The following is a 15,759-nucleotide window of genomic DNA, read 5'->3' as shown; positions in this document are numbered from 1 at the left end:
AACAACGGATGAGGTGTGGTTCGGTCGAGCGGGAAGGGGAGCGAGGCGGGGAGGGAAGCCCAGGATGAGCGCGGTCATCCTGGGTGGAGCCCTGGGTCAGCCGGTGGGCCGGGCAGGGCGGGCAGCGGGGTTCAAACGGGGTTCAAAGCGACCAGCGTACCGTCACCATGGCATTGCGCGGATCGCCATACTGGTTGGTGCCATAGACCGTGTTGAGGCCGATGCTCTGATAGTACTTCTTGTCGAAAACGTTATTGATGTTCAGGCGGATATCGACATTTTCGCTGGCCTTGTAGCTGGTCATCAGGTCGACCAGGGTGTAGGCCTCTTGTTCGATGCGGAAGTTGGTCGTCGGGGCATAGAAGTTGCTGCCCTGGTTGTAGATGGTGTTCTGGCGATACACGCCGCCACCGATGGTCCAGCGATTGAGATCGCCGGGCAGCTGGTAGGTGGTGAAGGCCTTGAACACATGGCGCGGGATATCGGTGTCGAACAGGCGACCCTTGTTGTCCGGGTTGGAGTCCTTGGTGTATTTGACGGAGGCGTAGGTGTAGCCGGCCCCCAGTTCCCAGCCCGGGGCCAGGGATCCGTTGATTTCCAGTTCGATACCTTGGCTGCGGACTTCGCCCGCGGCTTCATAGCAGGTAGTGCCTGCCGGCGTGCACTGGTTGGGGCTCACTTCCTTGGCGCGGTTTTCCTGGTCGATGCGGAAGATCGCCGCGCTGGCATTCAGGCTGCCGTCGAAGTACTCGCCCTTGATACCCAGTTCGTAGTTTTTGCCTTCGATGGGCTTGAGGGCGTTGTTGGAGGTATCGAGTTCGGTCTGCGGCTTGAAGATGTCGGTGTAGCTGACATAGACCGAGTGATGTTCGTCCAGGTCATAGATCGCCCCGGCGTAGCGGGTCAGGTGCCGCGTTACCTTGTTGGGCAGGCTGGAGGCATACGGCCTGCCGTTCCAGGCGGTGGTGACGTCGTATTTGTACCAGTCCAGGCGGCCGCCGAGGATCAGCTTGAGGTCATCGGTGAGGTTCAGGCGCGTGGTGACATAGGTGCCTTCCAGCTCGCTGGTGCGGTGCTGAGTCCAGGGGTTGGCGCTCATGTCCGGCTTGGGAATGCCGCTGGGGTTGTTCAGGTCGGTATGGGTCTCCAGGTCGATGGGCAAGCCCTTGCCGTTGAACGTCAGTTCGCGCTTGCTGGCGCCCACCACCAGTTCATGGGTACGACCGAACAGCGAGAACGGCCCGGTGACATAACCGTCGTAGCTGCTTTGCTTGTCCTTGTAGTCGTACCGGCCGATGTTCTGGCCGAACTCATTGTAGTCGGGGCCCATGCGCTCCGGGATGGAGCCGAGCATGCTCAGGTCGGACCAGCTCCTGCTGGCGGCCAGGAGCATTTTCCAGTTGTTGGCGAAGCGGTACTCCAGGCGGGTGAACGCGGTGGTGTTGTCCTGGTCCCAGTATTCCCAGTCGCTGCCCAGGTAAGTGGAGCGCTTCAGGTGCAGGTCGCTGCCGTCCTTGGCCACGGGCAGGCCGCCCCAGGCAGTATTGTTATTGGCGTTCTGGTTGGAGATGCCGAAGGTGAAGGTGGTGTCTTCGTTCAGGTCGGCCTCGGTGATGCCGTAGAACACCGAGCGCTCGGAGCTGGTGAAATCCTGGAAGCTGTCCTTGGTCTGGTAGGCGGTGACTATCCGCCCACGCAGGGTGCCACTGTCGTTCAAGGCATTGGAGGCGTCGAATTCGGTGCGGTAGTTGTCCCAGCTGCCGGCGCTGCCGGTGAGGGTGACCCGCGGGGTGGCGGTCGGGCGCTTGCGCACCATGTTGACCGCCGCCGAAGGGCTGCCGGCCCCTTGCATCATGCCGGTGGCGCCACGCACCACTTCCACCCGGTCGAAGATCGCCATGTCGGGGGTGGAGTTCATGTCCCGGCTGAGGTAGTGGCTCAAGTCATTGGGCAGGCCATCGGTCATCAGGTTTTCGATGGCAAAGCCGCGGGAGTAGAAGGTCGGCCGCTGCGGACCGTCCTTGGTCATGGAAATGCCCGGGGTGCTCTTGAGCACGTCCTCCAGGGTTTTCATGTTCTGGTCATCCATGCGCTGGCGGGTGATGACCGTGACCGATTGCGGTGTTTCCCGGGCCGTCAGGGCCAGCTTGCTGGCGGTCTGCATGGCCCCGGTGGTGTAGGAACCGGTGTCCTCGGTGGTCATGCCCAGGCCCTGGGCGGTGATGGTGCTGGCCCCCAGTTCCAGCGAGCCTGCGGAAGCACGGTTGAGAATGGTCACCGAGTTGCCCTTGAGGGAATAGGCGACCCCCGTGCCATTGAGCAGCACCGCGATGGCCCGCTCCGCCGAATAGCTGCCGGTGAGCGCGTTGCTGCGCTTGCCTTGCACATCGTCAGGGCTGTACAGCACTTGCAGGTTGGCCTGGCGCCCGAACTCCTGCAGGGCCGACGCCATGGATTGCGAAGCGATGTTGAAATGGACTTCCTGGGCCTGGACCTGCGCCATCAAGGGCAGGGTCAGGGCCAGGCCCAGGGTGCGCGAAGCCATTCTCGGCGAGAACGCCTGGCAAAGGAGGGCTTTGGCCAGAGGAGTCAGTCGATGTTGTGCGGGCATGCTCATGTGCTCTTAGAAGTCCGGCAGATGTAATGATTGTTAATGCTAGTAATTCTCAGTTCTGTCTGTATGACGCACCAGTGGCCATAAACCGGAAACAATCACGCCGGTTGCAGATCAGTCATCACTTTGCCGGCCTTCATGCGCACCAGTTGGTCGGCGATATCGAAGTAACGATCGTCGTGACTGATGACGATGATGGTCTTGCCCAGGCGCTTGAGATCCGGCAGCAGCTCGGTGTAGAAAATCCGCCGGAAGGCCGGGTCCTGGTCCGCCGCCCATTCGTCGAACACTAGCACCGGGCGCCCTTCGAGCCAGGCATTGATCAGGGCCAGGCGCTTGCGCTGGCCGGTAGAGAGATCGGTGGTGGTGAAGGCGCCATCCTTGACACTGACCTTGTGCGCGATTTCCAGGCGGTCCAGGTATTGGCTGGCGCTGTCCAGTGACTGCTGGCCGCCGCCCTGGACCAGGTCGTCGAACAGGTAGTAGTCGGCGAACACGGTGGTGAACAGCTGGCGGTAGTCGTCCCGGGTCGGGTCGGTCACGGCCTCGCCGTTCAGGCGTATTTCCCCGGCCTGGGGTGGGTAGAGCCCCAGCAGCAGCTTGATCAGGGTGGTCTTGCCACAGCCGTTCTCGCCGACGATGAACACGATGTCGCCCTGCTTGATGTCCAGGTTGATCGGCCCCAGGTGGAACGGCTCGCTGCCTTCCACCGCGGGCGGGCTGTAGCTCACGCCACGCAGTTCGAGGCTGTGCACCACGGGTTTCGGCGCTTCGGTAGCGTCCAGCAGCAGGTGGGGTTCGGGGGAAGAGAAGCGCTGGGACAGCTCGCTGATGCGGCCGAAGGCGATCTTCGCCTTGCCCACCACCGGCAGGTAGGACACCAGGTTTTCCAGCGGGCCTTTCATGTACAGCAGCACCAGCACGAAGCCGGTGATCACGGTCGGGTCCGGGTTCGGGTTGTAGGCCTGCATGGCCAGGGCCAGGCCGATGACCACGAAGAACAGCATCGAGCCGAAGGTCTTGGCCAGGATGTAGATGTTCACCGAACGCACCTGGATCGAGGCGATGCGGTCCGCGGTTTCCCGGATCCGGTGGGTGTTCATCCGGTAGCGGCGCGGGCGGTGCATGCGCAGTTCCTTGGCGCCCGAGGCAATGGCGTTGTAGTAGCGCTGCAGTTCGTCTTCCTGGTCGCGGGCCAGGTCGAAGCCGCGGATCCCCTTGCCGCCGGCCACGTACTGCACGCTGATGCCGATGATGATGGCGACCACCATCATCAGGAACATCGGCACCGACAGGTACGCCAGGTAGCCCAGGCAGCCCAGGGTGACGGTGGCGGCGATGGCCAGCGGGGTGAAGGCGAAGGAGAAGTCGCTGATGGTGTCGACGTCGTGGGTCAGCACCGGGATCAGGCGGTGGGAGCGGTAGCGCTCGATCTGGGTGATGGGCGCCGAGAGCACTTTTTCCCCCAGGTCCTTGCGCAGGGCGGCGATGATTCGCTGGCCCACGTAGTTGGTGCCGATATCCGAGACGATCGAGCTGGTCAGGGCCAGCAGGCACAGGGCGGCGAAGGTCAGCACCACGCCCTGGGTCATGCCGGTCGCCGAGTGCAGGGCGTTGTTGATGGTGGCCAGCAGCAGGGTGATGGCCAGGCCGCCTACCATGCCCAGGGCCACGGAAATCACCACAGTGGTACGAAAGGGTCTGAGCAGGGCGAGCAGTCCGTGAAAGGCTCCGCGCTTGGGGTCGGTCATAAGGGGTTCCCGGCAGTGAATGAAGGGTCGAGGCAGAAAGACCCGTACCCATGACAGACGAACCGTTGGCGGGAGTATTTAGCGCGGCCGCGGGCGTGGATAAATTGCCCGGCGCCTGATTCGTTCTTGTTCTGCAGGTGCACGCGTAACGACGTCGTGCCTGGCCCATTCAGCGAGAGCGAGCAAATGACGAAAAAGAATCTGGTGTATGTCTGGTCCCTGAGGAACGCGGCGGCCGACAAGGCCGGGCAGCCGGTGGCCTATAGGGATCACGAGCGCTACATGAAGTCGGTGCTGGAGTTCCTGGTGGAGACGCTCAACCAGACGCCCCTGGGCGACGCTTATAACCTGGTCGGGGTGGTGTATGACGACGACGAACAGTCGCCACGGGACCGGCAACTGGTGAGCGACTACGGCTTCGCCTATCAGCCCGGCCGGCAATGGCTGTACCCGGCGGACCTGCGCGTGCAGGGGCGCCTGGTCAATGACCTGCTGCTCAGCGTGCCGTCCACCTATCGCCGCCATCCGCGCGGCTCGGCCGAGCACATCGCCGGCAAGCAGGATTTCGAGCGTCGCCTGCACGACACCTTGGTGGAACTGAAAGCCGACATCGTGGTGCTCGACGGCCTGCTGGTGATCCTCGACGAGCTGGTGCGCCCGGGCGCGCCTTTCGCGCGGCGGATCATGAACATCCATCCGGGCATCACCCGCCTCGAGTCGCCCTACGAGCGCCGCGGTGCCTATGCCACCTGGAATGCGCTGTACGGTGCCCGGGGGCAGAAGGTGGTGGACTGGACCACCCGGGAAACCGAGCCGGTCGAGCCGCTGTACATGACCGGTGCTTCGTTCCACTACGTGGACAACGGCATCGATTCCGGCGAGGTGTTCCACGACGTGCTCAACACCGAGATCGCGCCCGAGGACACCATCCTCGAACTGCGCTGGAACAACTTCAACAACAGCCTGTTCCCGGCCTTGCATGAAGGCCTGGCGCTGCTGGCCGAGCAGCCGGTCGGCGAGTCCCGGGCCGGCGCCTGAGGCCCGCGGTGATCAAGCGCGACAGTCGCGCTTGATCGCTGTCGATCGGGCCTTTTACTGGTGCTGGGCGCCGGGCTGTTCCAGTTCGCGCACGACACGGAAGCTCAACCAATCCCCACGAACCTCGCGCTTGCGGCTGTTGCGGTTGCCCGAGCGGGAGAACACCGGGGCCTCGCCCCAGTCGTTGCCGCGAATCTGCGCGTCGAGACACACGCCGCCCGAGTCTTCCATCCAGGCACTGCCATCGGTGGGCGCGCCGACATAGTCGGGGTGCCAGCAGTCGGCGACCCACTCATAGACATTGCCGTGCATGTCATACATGCCGAAGGCGTTGGGCGGATAGCTGCCCACCGGGGAGCTGTAGCTGTAGCCGTCCTTGGGGCCGTAGGTGTTGGCGTGCTTGCTGATCTGGTACTGGCCTTCTTCATCGAACGGGAAGGGGAAGGAACCGGTGCTGCCGGCGCGTGCGGCGTACTCGCGCTCGGCCTCGCTGATCATCCGGTAGTGCTGGCCGGTCTTCTTCGACAACCACTGGGCATAGGCCTGGACCTCGGCATAGTCGACGCAGACCGCGGGCTGGCGCGGGCCTTGTTGATAGCGCGGCTTGCTGGCCTGGCACAGGCGACCGGGCCGGTCGTCACCGTCCTTGATCACCGTGCCGGTCTCGCGGATGTAGGCATCCAGCTCGCCGGCGGTCACGTGGAAACGGCTGATGGCGAAGGGCTTGCTGAAGGTCACCTTGTGCTGCGGGCCTTCGTCGGGTTCCCTGCCGACCTCGCCTTCGGGGGAGCCCATGACGAAGCTGCCGGCGGGCAGCACCACCATTTCCGGGCAGTTCTTGCAGTCCTTGAACACGCTGCCGGGCTTGGCGGGTTCGGCTGCCTGGGCAGTGAGGCTGACCAGGCAGCCGAGCAGCGCGGCGAGTGAGGAGCAGGCGATAGGTTTCATCATCAGTAACCTTGTGCGATGTAGAGAAAAGAGGTGGACGAGGCTCAGGCGGTCTTGCCGCCGCGCAGTCGCTTGCCCAGCAGGTCCATGGCGCGGTCGATATCCGCCTCGCTGTTGAGCAGGCCAGGCGCCATGCGCACCACGGGTCCCGCGTCGCGGTCCACCGCGTCCACCAGGATGCGGTTCTCGATCAGCCAGGCGGCGGTGGCGTCGGTGTCCAGGTTCGGGCCTCGGAAGAAGGTGAAGCCGGCGGACAGCTGCGGGCTCAGGGGCGTCACCAGCTCGATGCCCGGCAGTTCCTGCAGGCGTTGCTTGAGGTAGCTGTTGAGTTGGTGGATCCGCGCCTGGACGTTGGCCTTGCCCAGTCGCATGTGCAGTTCGAAGGCCTGGTCCACGGCCCAGCGGTGTTCGAAGCTGTGGTAGCCGCCAGGGGTCATGGTGGTGGCGAAGTCCTGGTTCTCGGAGAAGGTCGCCACCATCGGCGTCAGGTGCTCGAGCTTTTCCGAACGCGAGCAGAAGATCCCGGTGCCCCGCGGGCCGAACATCCATTTGTGGGTGCCGGCGACGAAGAAGTCGCAATTGAGGTCGGCAAAGGTGACGTCCTCCACCCCCAGGCCGTGGACGCCGTCGACGCAGTAGAGAATCCGCTCGCCCTCGTCGCGATTGCGGTTGTGCTGGTCCACCAGCTTGCCGATCTCGCCGATCGGCAGCTTCACGCTGCTACCCGATTGCACCCAGGTCATCCCCAGGACGCGAGTGTTGGGGCGGATGCTGCGGTCGATATTGCCCAGCACTTCGTCGATGGAGACCTGGTGGGGCGACTTGAACAGCTCGATGGTGCGCACCTGGGTGCCGTCGCGCTGGGAGCGGTACTTGAGTGCGTTGCGGGTCGAGTAGTGTTCATGCACCGTGGTCAGTATTTCCTGCCCGGGGCGCACGTGGATGCCGCCATACATCATGGCCAGGCCTTCGGTGGTGCTGCCGGTCAGGGCCACCTGGGCGGGCTTGATCTGCAGGTAGCGGCCGACGCTCTCGCGCACCTGGGCCTCGTGCTTCCAGGTGTACTGGGTGTCGTAGTCCATGGCCATGGCCGGGTTGCGATCCAGCACCGCGCGGTACTGTTCGATGGCCTCGCGCACGGGCTTGGGGTGCGAGGTGATAAGGAAGTTGGCCAGGTGCACATAGTCCGGGTCGAGGTCGAACAGCTGGCGCAATTGGGCCCATTGCTGGGGGCTGGTGGCGGGTGTGGCGGCGGCCCGGGCCTGGCCGATGGCAAAGCTGCCCAGGGGCAGGGCGGCGGCCAGCAGGCCCGCGTGCTTGAGGAAGGTCCGGCGATTGGTCACGGGAGGGTTCTCGTTCAGGGTTCGGTCGGTCATGGTTCAGTCGGCGACGACGGCGTGTTCGGTTAAGGCATGCTCGACGGCACGATCGACGGCATGTGCGACAGGTTGCGCGGTGGGTTGCGCCGGCTTGGCGAGTTTGCGCACCTGTTCCCAGACGCGCAGGTAGTTCTCGCCCCAGAGCTTGGCGATCTCGATGTCGGTGTAGCCGCGCTGGATCAGCTCGGCGGTGACGTTGCGGTTGTCCGCCACGCTCATCCAGCCGTTGACGCCGCCGCCCTCGTTGAAGTCCGAGCTGATGCCGACGTGATCGATGCCGATCTTTTTCACCGTGTAGTCGATGGCGTCGACATAGTCCTTGAGGCTGGCTTTGGGCTCTTCTTCAAGGATGCCGTACAGGGAGCTGGCGTACTCGCCGAAGCGCTGTTCCGGCCAGATGGTGATGACCGAGTCGCCCGGCATCAGGGCGTTTTCCAGGCCTGGCAGCGGGGCCAGGTCGAAGCGCTTGCGCAGGGCGTTGAGCTTGTCCAGGGTCGGCTGGCTGAGGGGGCGCAGGTAGGTGGAGAAGCCCACGACCTGGACCACCCCGCCGGTGGCCTTGATGACCTGCAGTTCCTTGTCGCTGAGGTTGCGCGGGATGTCCACCAGGGCCCGGGGCGCGGAGTGCGAGGCCACCAGCGGCGCGCGGGTCAGGGCCGCGACATCGTCCAGGGCCTTGCTGGACATCTGCGAGACGTCGATCACCACCCCCAGGTCATTGAGCCGGTGCACGGCCTGCTTGCCGATCGGCGAGAGGCCGCCGAGGGCGTCCCGGGTGTCGTTGAAGAACGGCAGCGGGCGCGAGGAGTCGGCCCAGTCGTTGTTGCCCACATAGCTGAAGCCGAACAGGCGCATGCCGCGGGCGGCCCACTTGTCCAACTGGTCGAGGTTGTCGCCCATGGCATAGGCATTGAGCAGGCTGACCACCACCGCCAGCTTGCCTTCGGAGGCGATGCGGCGCAGGTCGGCGGGGGTATAGGCGATGGCTACCTGGTTGGGGAAGTCGCGCACCAGGCCCTGGATGATCCGGTAGCGGGTCTCGCGCTGGTGCCGGGCTTCTTCGACGAAGCCGGCGGTGGGGCGGTGCGGGGCGTTGGGGCCGTTCCACATTTCCGGCCAGGCGAGAATGCTCAGGGCCACGCCGGACATCCTGCCGCGACCGGCCTTGACCAGGTCGAACTGACGATGGGTGTCCTTGTCCGCCTCGGTGCCTTCGGTGCCGAAGTCCAGGGGCACGGTGACATGGCTGTCGAAGGAGATGATGCGCTCCTGCAGGTCGTTGGCGCGCTTGACGATGTCGCTGGGGTAAGACACCCGGCCTTTCCAGTAGTAGTGCCAGGCGGCCCCGGTACCGACACCGAGTACGGCGACAATAAGTACCAGCAGGCTCAGGTAGAGGGTTTTCTTACCAGGTAATTTGATCATTGCTATCCCAGTCGCAGGCGGGCTGATGACGGGGTCGGGGCTGCAAGCGCGGTGCTTCCAGGTCCGACCTTTTGTGTACATCTATCCGCGATAAACGAGCTGGCCGGCGGCAAATTTAGCGGCCCGGGAGTGGCTCGCCGGTAAATTTCCGTGCAAATCCAACGTTCTAGCTAGATGCGTGACGCGCCACTGGATATAGGTAGAGCGATGAGGTTTTCGAGACGAGGATTTTTGACCGGTCTGGCGGTGACGGGGGCGGCTATTCCTGTGGCGCTCTACACCCGCAAGGAGTTGCAGCGCCAGGACGTGCGCCGTCAGGAAGAGCTGGAAATCACCCCGGGGGAAGCCAAGCTGGAAGTCGCCCTCGATCCGGGCGTGCGTCTCGCCGATCACCTGCGGGGCATCTGGGATATCGAGTTTCTGGACGCCCAGGCACCGCTACCGCGTCGCGGCTGTGAGCTGGTGCTCGATGTCGGTCCGACCGGGCGCGGCCTGCGCGGCTTTCTGGGGCATCCGCAAAGCCTGCGCGGTGACGGTCCGGTGGAGTTTCGGGTGCAGGGCGAGCTGGCGGCGGTGGACGCCGCGAAGTTGTGCTGGCGGCTGTTCGCCGCAGGCCAGATCGGCGGCGCGCCCAGCCATGAGTGCCAGGTGGCGCTCGACGAGGTCTGGGCGAGCTGGGGCAATGCCGGCAGCGGCACCCTCAGCGGCAGCCTGCAGTCGTTGCAGGTCTCGCCCCTGGCGCCGGTGTCCGCGGTGCGCTTCGTGGCGCGCAAGCGGGCCTTTCCCGCGGCCCGGGAGCAGAACGGCCTGAGCCCCGAGTTGCTGGCCTGGCTGGTGTCGCCGCAGCATCGCCTGTTCCACCAGCTCTGGCATGCCTCCCGGGATCGCTGGCATTCCTTGCCCAAGGACAAGCAAAACAGCCTGCGGGGGCTTGGCTGGCAGCCGGGACCGCTCAAGCACGAGCGCGATGCCCGTGGACGACGCAAGCATCGCAACGCCTCGGGAGTCGACTTCCTCTTCATGCACCGGCACATGCTGTTGCAGGCCCGTTCGCTACAGCCGGACCTGGTGTCCTGGCAGCAGCTGCCCTTGCCGTCGCCGCGCCTGGAGCAGGATCGCCAGGGCTTTATCCGCTACTACGAAAACCACGACGGCTGCTCGGTGCCGCCGGCCTGGATCGCCGACGACGATGAAGAGTTCACCCGATGGCTGCATGGCTTGAAGAGCGACGCGGCCTTCTATGGCAATTTCCAGGTCTGGGAGTCGCAGTACCAGGACCCCGAATACCTCAGCCGCCTGACCCTGGGGCAGTTTGGTTCGGAGGTCGAGCTGGGCCTGCATGACTGGTTGCACATGCGCTGGGCCGATGTTGCCCGGGACCCTGCCAACGGCATGCCGGTCATGGAGGCCCGGGTTTCCTCGGACTTCGCCGGACGCTGGTACCTGGCGCAGAACGACTTTCTCGGCGACCCGTTCTCGTCCCATGTGCATCCGATGTTCTGGAAGTTCCATGGCTGGATCGACGACCGCATCGACGATTGGTTCCGCGCCCATGAGCGCTTCCATCCCGGCGAAGTGCTGCGCCGCGAGGTCAACGGTGTGCCGTGGTTCGCGCCCGGGCGCTGGGTCGAGATCGACGACCCGTGGCTGGGGGCCTCGACCCATGGCTGCGGCCCGCTGGGCAACGCGCCTGGCGAGATGTCGCTGGAGATGGACCAGGAGGTCATGAAGCTGGCCCTGCGTATCGCCCTGAGCCGTGACGAGGAGGTGCCACAGTTGCTCAAGCGGGCACCGCGGCGTCCCTGGTACGCCCAGCACCTGAAGTTGTGAGCCGGTAAGGCCGCGGCGCGGGTCCTGTCGCAGGGCCCGCGCCGTTGTGTTTTCTGGAGCGCTTTATTGGGAGACTCTGTTATTGAGAGGCTCTTTATTTACAGGCTCTGGGTTCAGAGGCTCTTGGTTTCGAGCGTCTTCCAGCCACCGCCCAGGGCTTTGTACAGGGCAATGCTCGACTGCACCCGGGACAGCCGCAGTTGCACGTTCTGGTCCTGGGCGGCGTACAGGGTGCGCTGGGTTTCCAGCACGGTGAGCAGGTCTTCGGCGCCAGCCTGATAACGGCTCTGGGCGATCTCGAAGGCCCGCTGCGCCTGATTCAGTTCTTCGCCTTGCCATTGCCGCTGCTGGTCCAGGCCGCGAATGCTGGTGAGGGCCTTTTCCACATCGGCGAAGCCATTGATGATCGCCCCGCGGTAGCTTTCCAGCAGTTCCTGCTGGCGTGCCGTGGCCTTGTCGCGCTCGGCGCCCAGGCGGCCGTTGTTGAAGATCGGTGCCACCAGTGCGGCGGTCAGGTTGTAGAAGGGGCTGCGTAGCACGTCATTGAACGTGTTGGCGCCAGAGCCGAGGTTGGCGGTCAGGGTCACGTTGGGCAGCATCGCCGCCCGTGCCACCCTGACATCGGCCTGGGCCGCCGCCAGCCGGGCTTCGGCGCTGGCGATATCGGGGCGGCGGGCCAGCAGGTCGCTGGGCACTCCGGCATCGATGTCCGGCCAGTTCAGTTGGGCGAAAGGCTGGTCGCTCAGGGTCAGGCTCTGCACTGGCCGGCCGAGGAGGGCGGCGAGGGCGATCAGGGCTTCTTCGGCCTGTTGCCGGACCTGCGGCACCTGGCGCTGCTGGGCCGCCACCAGGCTTTTCTGCTGGGCCAGCTCGAGGGCGGTGGCCGAGCCCGCGTCGTAGCGGGTCTGCACCAGCCTGAGCACGCTCTGCGCATTGGCCAGGTTGAGCTCGGCAATCCGGCCCTGTTCCCGCAGCGACAGTACCTGGGCGTAACTGTTGGCCACGCCGCTGAGCAGGGTCAGTTCCACGGTGGCCCGGTCGAACTCGCTGGCCTGCAGGCCCAGCAGGGCGCTGTCCCGGGCGGCGCGCTTGCCGCCCCAGAAATCGATTTCATAGGTGGCGCTCAGGCCGGCATTGAAATAGTCCACGGCCTTGTTGTTGCTGTTGGTATCCAGCTGGCTGTAGCCGCTGCCCCGCAGGAGCTTCTGCCGGTTGGCGTTGAAGGTGCCGTTGACGGCGGGCAGCAAGGGCGCGCCGGCAATGACGGCGCTGGCCTGGGCCTGCTGGACCCGGGCCATGGCTGCCGCCAGGTCGTGGCTGCCGGCGCGGGCTTCGGCGATCAGGCGGTCGAGTTCCGGGCTGCCGAATTGCAGCCACCAGCGTGGATCTTGCTGGCGCGGCGCGAGGCTGGCGGCGGAGTGCCAGGCGGCGGGGGCGTGCAGGCCGCTGTCCGGGCGCGGCGCCGGGCTGCTGCAGGCGGCCAGCGCCAGGCTGGCGGCCAGGAGGGTCAGGTGCACTTTCATAGGTCGATCATTCACTGGTAAGGGCCTTGACCGGATCGAGCCGGGCAGCTTTGCGGGCTGGCATGAAGCCGAAGGTGACGCCGGTGATCAGGGCGCAGCCGAAGGCCCCCAGTATCGCGGCCAGGGAGAAGGCCACGGCCACCTCGCTGAGGATCAGGATGCCGCCGATGATCAGCGCCACGCCGATCCCGGCCAGGCCGCCGACCACCGAGAGCATCACCGCCTCGGTGAGGAACTGGCGCAGGATGTCGCGCTGGCGGGCGCCGGTGGCCATGCGGATGCCGATCTCCCGGGTGCGTTCGCGCACGGTCATGAGCATGATGTTCATCACTCCGATGCCGCCCACCAGCAGCGAGATCGCGGCGATGGCGCCGAGCATCAGCGACAGGGTGTTCTGGGTCCGCGCCTCGGCCTGGATCATGGCGGCGTTGTTGGTCAGTTCGAAGTCGCGCTTGCCGCCGTGCATGCGCAGCATCAGTTCGTCGATTTCGCGTTCGGTCTGCTTGACCCGGCTGGCATCGGCGGCGGCAATCGCCACGTACTGCGGGTTGTGGTCGCCGAACAGGCGGATGCTGGCGGCGGAGTAGGGCACGGCGATGCGGTCGTCGCTGTCGCTGTCGCCGGAACTGGCGCCCTTTTCCGAGAGCACGCCGACCACCTGGAACGGCACGTTCTCGATCAGGATGTATTGGCCGATGGGATTGGCCACGTCCTTGAGGAGTTTTTCCCGGACCTTGTGGCCGATCACCGCCACCGCCGCTGCCGAGCGTTCGTCGGCGTCGCTGAAGTAGCTGCCCTGGGCCACGGGCCAGTTGAAGATCTCCGGGAAGTTGGTGTCGTTGCCACCCACATAACTCATGTAGTCGGCGTTGCCGAAGCGGACCCCGGCCTGCGCGCCATTGACCGGCATGATGCGTTTTACCTGGGGCAGGTTGGCCAGGGCCGCGACGTCGTCCAGGGTGACGATGCCCGCGGGCGTGCGCGGGTTGGGCGAGTAGCCGCTCAAGTAGATGATGTTCGAGCCGAAGGCGCCCATCTGCGCCATGACCTGGCGTTTGCTGCCTTCGCCTACCGCCAGCATCACCACCACCGAGGCCACGCCGATGACGATTCCCAAGAGGGTCAGGGCGGTGCGGAAACGGTTGATCCACATCACCCGCCAGGCCGCCTGCACGGCATCCACCAACTCGCCTTTCCAGGCACCGTTGGGTTCGCTGCCGTCGGCCAGGCGCTGGCGCAGGTCCACTGCCTGCAGGGCGCCGCTGTTGGCGCTGGCCTGGACCTCGGGGTGCTCGTCGGCGGTGTCGCTGATGATCTCGCCGTCGCGGATTTCGATGATGCGCTTGGCCCGCGCCGCGACTTCGCGGTCGTGGGTGATTAGGATCACCACGTGGCCCTGGCTGGCCAGTTCGTCGAGCAGGCTCATGACCTCGGCGCCGCTGTGGCTGTCGAGGGCGCCGGTGGGTTCGTCGGCGAGGATGATATGGCCGCCGTTCATCAGCGCGCGGGCGATCGACACCCGCTGCTGCTGGCCGCCGGACAACTGGTGCGGGCGGTTGCCGGTGCGGCTGGCCAGGCCCAGGCGGTCGAGCAGGGCGGCGGCGCGGGCGTGGCGCTCGGCCGCCGGGGTGCCGGCATAGATCGCCGGCATCTCGACGTTTTCCTGGGCCGAGCCAGAGGGAATCAGGTGGTAGCCCTGGAACACGAAGCCGAAGGCCTCGCGACGCAGCCAGGCCAGTTCGTCGCTGTCCAGCCGGGCGACGTTTTCCCCGGCGAACAGGTACTCGCCCGAGGTCGGGCGGTCGAGGCAGCCGAGGATGTTCATCAGCGTCGATTTGCCGGAGCCGGAGGCGCCGACGATGGCGACGAACTCGCCGGCGTGGATCGACAGGTCGATGCCACGCAGCACGTCCACTTGCGGCGTGTCGCCGCCGCCATAGGATTTGCGGATGCCCTTGAGGTCGATCAGCGGGGTTTGCATTCAGCCTCCGCTGCTTTGCGCGGGACCGATCAGCAAGTGATCGCCTTCGGCGAGGCCGTCCAGGACCTGGATGCGCAAGCGGTCGCTGATGCCGACCCGTACCTTGCGCTCCTCGATCGAGCCGTTTTTCGCCACCACCCGGGCCAGCTGGACGCCGCTCTCGGTGCTGCCCTGCAGGGCGGCGATCGGCGCGGTGAGAACGTCCTGCGCGCGCTCGGCGACAAAAAACACCTGGGTGGTCATCTCGGCCATCAGCGCGTTGTCGGCGTTATCCACATCCAGCAGCACGGTGTAGAGCACCACGCGGCCACTGCCGCTCTTGCTCGAACTGTTGGGGCTGCCGCTGCCCTGGCTGCTTTCGTTCAGCGGCTTGGGCGGGATCGGCAGGATCTGCCGCACGGTGCTGGTCCAGCGCCGGGCGCCGCCGCTCAAGGTGGTGAAGTAGGCGGTCATGCCCGGCTTGACGTGGCCGATATCGGCTTCGGAGACCTCGGCCCAGACGGTCATCGGCGACAGCCGGGCGATGCGCAGGATCAACGGCGTCTGTTGCTGGGCGTTGAGGGTCTGGCCTTCGCGGGCGTCCACCGCGACCACGGTGCCGGACATCGGCGCGTAGATCCGCGTATAGCCCAGCTCGGCCTGGTCGCTGCGCAGGCTGGCCTGGGCCTGGCGGATCTGCGCCTGGATCATGTCGATCCGCGCCTGGGTGGCCTTGAGTTCGGCGCGGGCGGTCTGCACGTCTTCGTCGCGGGTTGCGCCGCCGGCGGCGAGGTTCTGCTGGCGCTGGTACTTCTGCCGGGCCAGTTCGTTCTGTGCCCGCTGCTCTTGCAACTGGGCCTGCAGGTTCTCGATGGAGAAACGGCTGGCATCGAGCTTGGCCTGCTGGGTGGCGGGGTCGATCTCCACCAGCAGTTGGCCTTCCTTGACCGGGTCGCCAGCCTCGACATGGATCTTGCGGATCTGCCCGGACGCCTGGGCGCCGACATCCACGTAACGCCGCGGTTGCAGGGTGCCCAGGGCGGTCACGCTGCTTTCGATGGTGCCGCGGCTGACTTGGACGGTGGCGAGCTGGTCGCGCCCCGGCGGCAGGAACTGCCAGGCGGCGAAGGCAACGACAGGAATCAGACACAGGGTGACAAGCAGGGCGCGTCGGGTATGACGGGGACGTTTCATGCAGGGTTCCGGCCAATGGAAGTCGGCCCGTCGTCCGGCCTGGCCCAGGGGGTGGGCAGGGCTGGAGGCTGCCGCCAGAGCGACAGATACGGGGAGC

General features: G+C 65.6%; 10 protein-coding genes. 2 read left to right on the top strand and 8 right to left on the bottom strand.

Annotation, left to right across the window (positions count from 1 at the left end; genetic code table 11):
* Positions 1-142 precede the first annotated feature (142 nt).
* Complete coding sequence (locus AC07PQ_RS05260; protein ID WP_037035591.1) at positions 143-2,617, bottom strand: TonB-dependent siderophore receptor; 2,475 nt, start codon at positions 2,615-2,617, stop codon at positions 143-145.
* Between the two features lie 95 nt (positions 2,618-2,712).
* A complete protein-coding gene (locus tag AC07PQ_RS05255) occupies positions 2,713-4,365 on the bottom strand; it encodes a cyclic peptide export ABC transporter (RefSeq protein WP_007930115.1) in 1,653 nt (550 codons plus the stop codon).
* A gap of 186 nt (positions 4,366-4,551) precedes the next feature.
* Between AC07PQ_RS05255 and AC07PQ_RS05250 the strand changes: the two genes are divergently transcribed.
* Positions 4,552-5,403, top strand: a complete 852-nt coding sequence (locus AC07PQ_RS05250) for a formyltransferase family protein (RefSeq protein WP_493184299.1) — start codon at positions 4,552-4,554, stop codon at positions 5,401-5,403.
* Between the two features lie 54 nt (positions 5,404-5,457).
* On the opposite strand, the gene pvdO is transcribed toward AC07PQ_RS05250, so the two are convergent.
* The 3 genes from pvdO to pvdM are packed head-to-tail and all read right to left on the bottom strand — an operon-like array spanning position 5,458 to position 9,155.
* Entirely contained in the window at positions 5,458-6,351 is an 894-nt protein-coding gene (gene pvdO, locus AC07PQ_RS05245) for a dihydropyoverdine dehydrogenase (protein ID WP_052034498.1), read from the bottom strand.
* A gap of 44 nt (positions 6,352-6,395) precedes the next feature.
* Positions 6,396-7,694, bottom strand: a complete 1,299-nt coding sequence (gene pvdN, locus AC07PQ_RS05240; protein WP_037035589.1) for a pyoverdine-tailoring periplasmic protein PvdN — start codon at positions 7,692-7,694, stop codon at positions 6,396-6,398.
* Between the two features lie 36 nt (positions 7,695-7,730).
* Complete coding sequence (gene pvdM / locus AC07PQ_RS05235; RefSeq protein ID WP_493184300.1) at positions 7,731-9,155, bottom strand: pyoverdine-tailoring dipeptidase-like protein PvdM; 1,425 nt, start codon at positions 9,153-9,155, stop codon at positions 7,731-7,733.
* A 207-nt stretch (positions 9,156-9,362) separates the two neighbouring features.
* Between pvdM and pvdP the strand changes: the two genes are divergently transcribed.
* On the top strand, positions 9,363-10,985 hold the full coding sequence (gene pvdP, locus AC07PQ_RS05230; RefSeq protein ID WP_493184301.1) for a pyoverdine maturation tyrosinase PvdP: 1,623 nt from the start codon (positions 9,363-9,365) through the stop codon (positions 10,983-10,985).
* Between the two features lie 113 nt (positions 10,986-11,098).
* On the opposite strand, the gene AC07PQ_RS05225 is transcribed toward pvdP, so the two are convergent.
* From AC07PQ_RS05225 to AC07PQ_RS05215, 3 genes are read right to left on the bottom strand one after another with little or no spacing between them, the layout of a single operon-like run.
* Positions 11,099-12,508, bottom strand: a complete 1,410-nt coding sequence (locus AC07PQ_RS05225) for an efflux transporter outer membrane subunit (RefSeq protein WP_493184302.1) — start codon at positions 12,506-12,508, stop codon at positions 11,099-11,101.
* Positions 12,509-12,515: 7 nt separating this feature from the next.
* Entirely contained in the window at positions 12,516-14,489 is a 1,974-nt protein-coding gene (locus AC07PQ_RS05220; RefSeq protein ID WP_493184303.1) for a MacB family efflux pump subunit, read from the bottom strand.
* Entirely contained in the window at positions 14,490-15,662 is a 1,173-nt protein-coding gene (locus AC07PQ_RS05215) for an efflux RND transporter periplasmic adaptor subunit (RefSeq protein ID WP_493184304.1), read from the bottom strand.
* Between the last annotated feature and the right edge of the window lie 97 nt (positions 15,663-15,759).

Source organism: Pseudomonas sp. GW821-FHT09E12 (genome assembly GCF_059416085.1).
The sequence above is the reverse complement of the archived record's forward strand: the minus strand, read 5'-3'. Positions and strand labels throughout refer to the sequence as shown.

Coding starts and splice junctions, on each gene's coding strand:
- pvdM (WP_493184300.1), bottom strand. CDS start 9,155: ATGATCAAATTACCTGGTAAGAAAACCCTCTACCTGAGCCTGCTGGTA.
- AC07PQ_RS05255 (WP_007930115.1), bottom strand. CDS start 4,365: ATGACCGACCCCAAGCGCGGAGCCTTTCACGGACTGCTCGCCCTGCTC.
- AC07PQ_RS05260 (WP_037035591.1), bottom strand. CDS start 2,617: ATGAGCATGCCCGCACAACATCGACTGACTCCTCTGGCCAAAGCCCTC.
- AC07PQ_RS05250 (WP_493184299.1), top strand. CDS start 4,552: ATGACGAAAAAGAATCTGGTGTATGTCTGGTCCCTGAGGAACGCGGCG.
- AC07PQ_RS05225 (WP_493184302.1), bottom strand. CDS start 12,508: ATGAAAGTGCACCTGACCCTCCTGGCCGCCAGCCTGGCGCTGGCCGCC.
- pvdO (WP_052034498.1), bottom strand. CDS start 6,351: ATGAAACCTATCGCCTGCTCCTCACTCGCCGCGCTGCTCGGCTGCCTG.
- AC07PQ_RS05220 (WP_493184303.1), bottom strand. CDS start 14,489: ATGCAAACCCCGCTGATCGACCTCAAGGGCATCCGCAAATCCTATGGC.
- AC07PQ_RS05215 (WP_493184304.1), bottom strand. CDS start 15,662: ATGAAACGTCCCCGTCATACCCGACGCGCCCTGCTTGTCACCCTGTGT.
- pvdP (WP_493184301.1), top strand. CDS start 9,363: ATGAGGTTTTCGAGACGAGGATTTTTGACCGGTCTGGCGGTGACGGGG.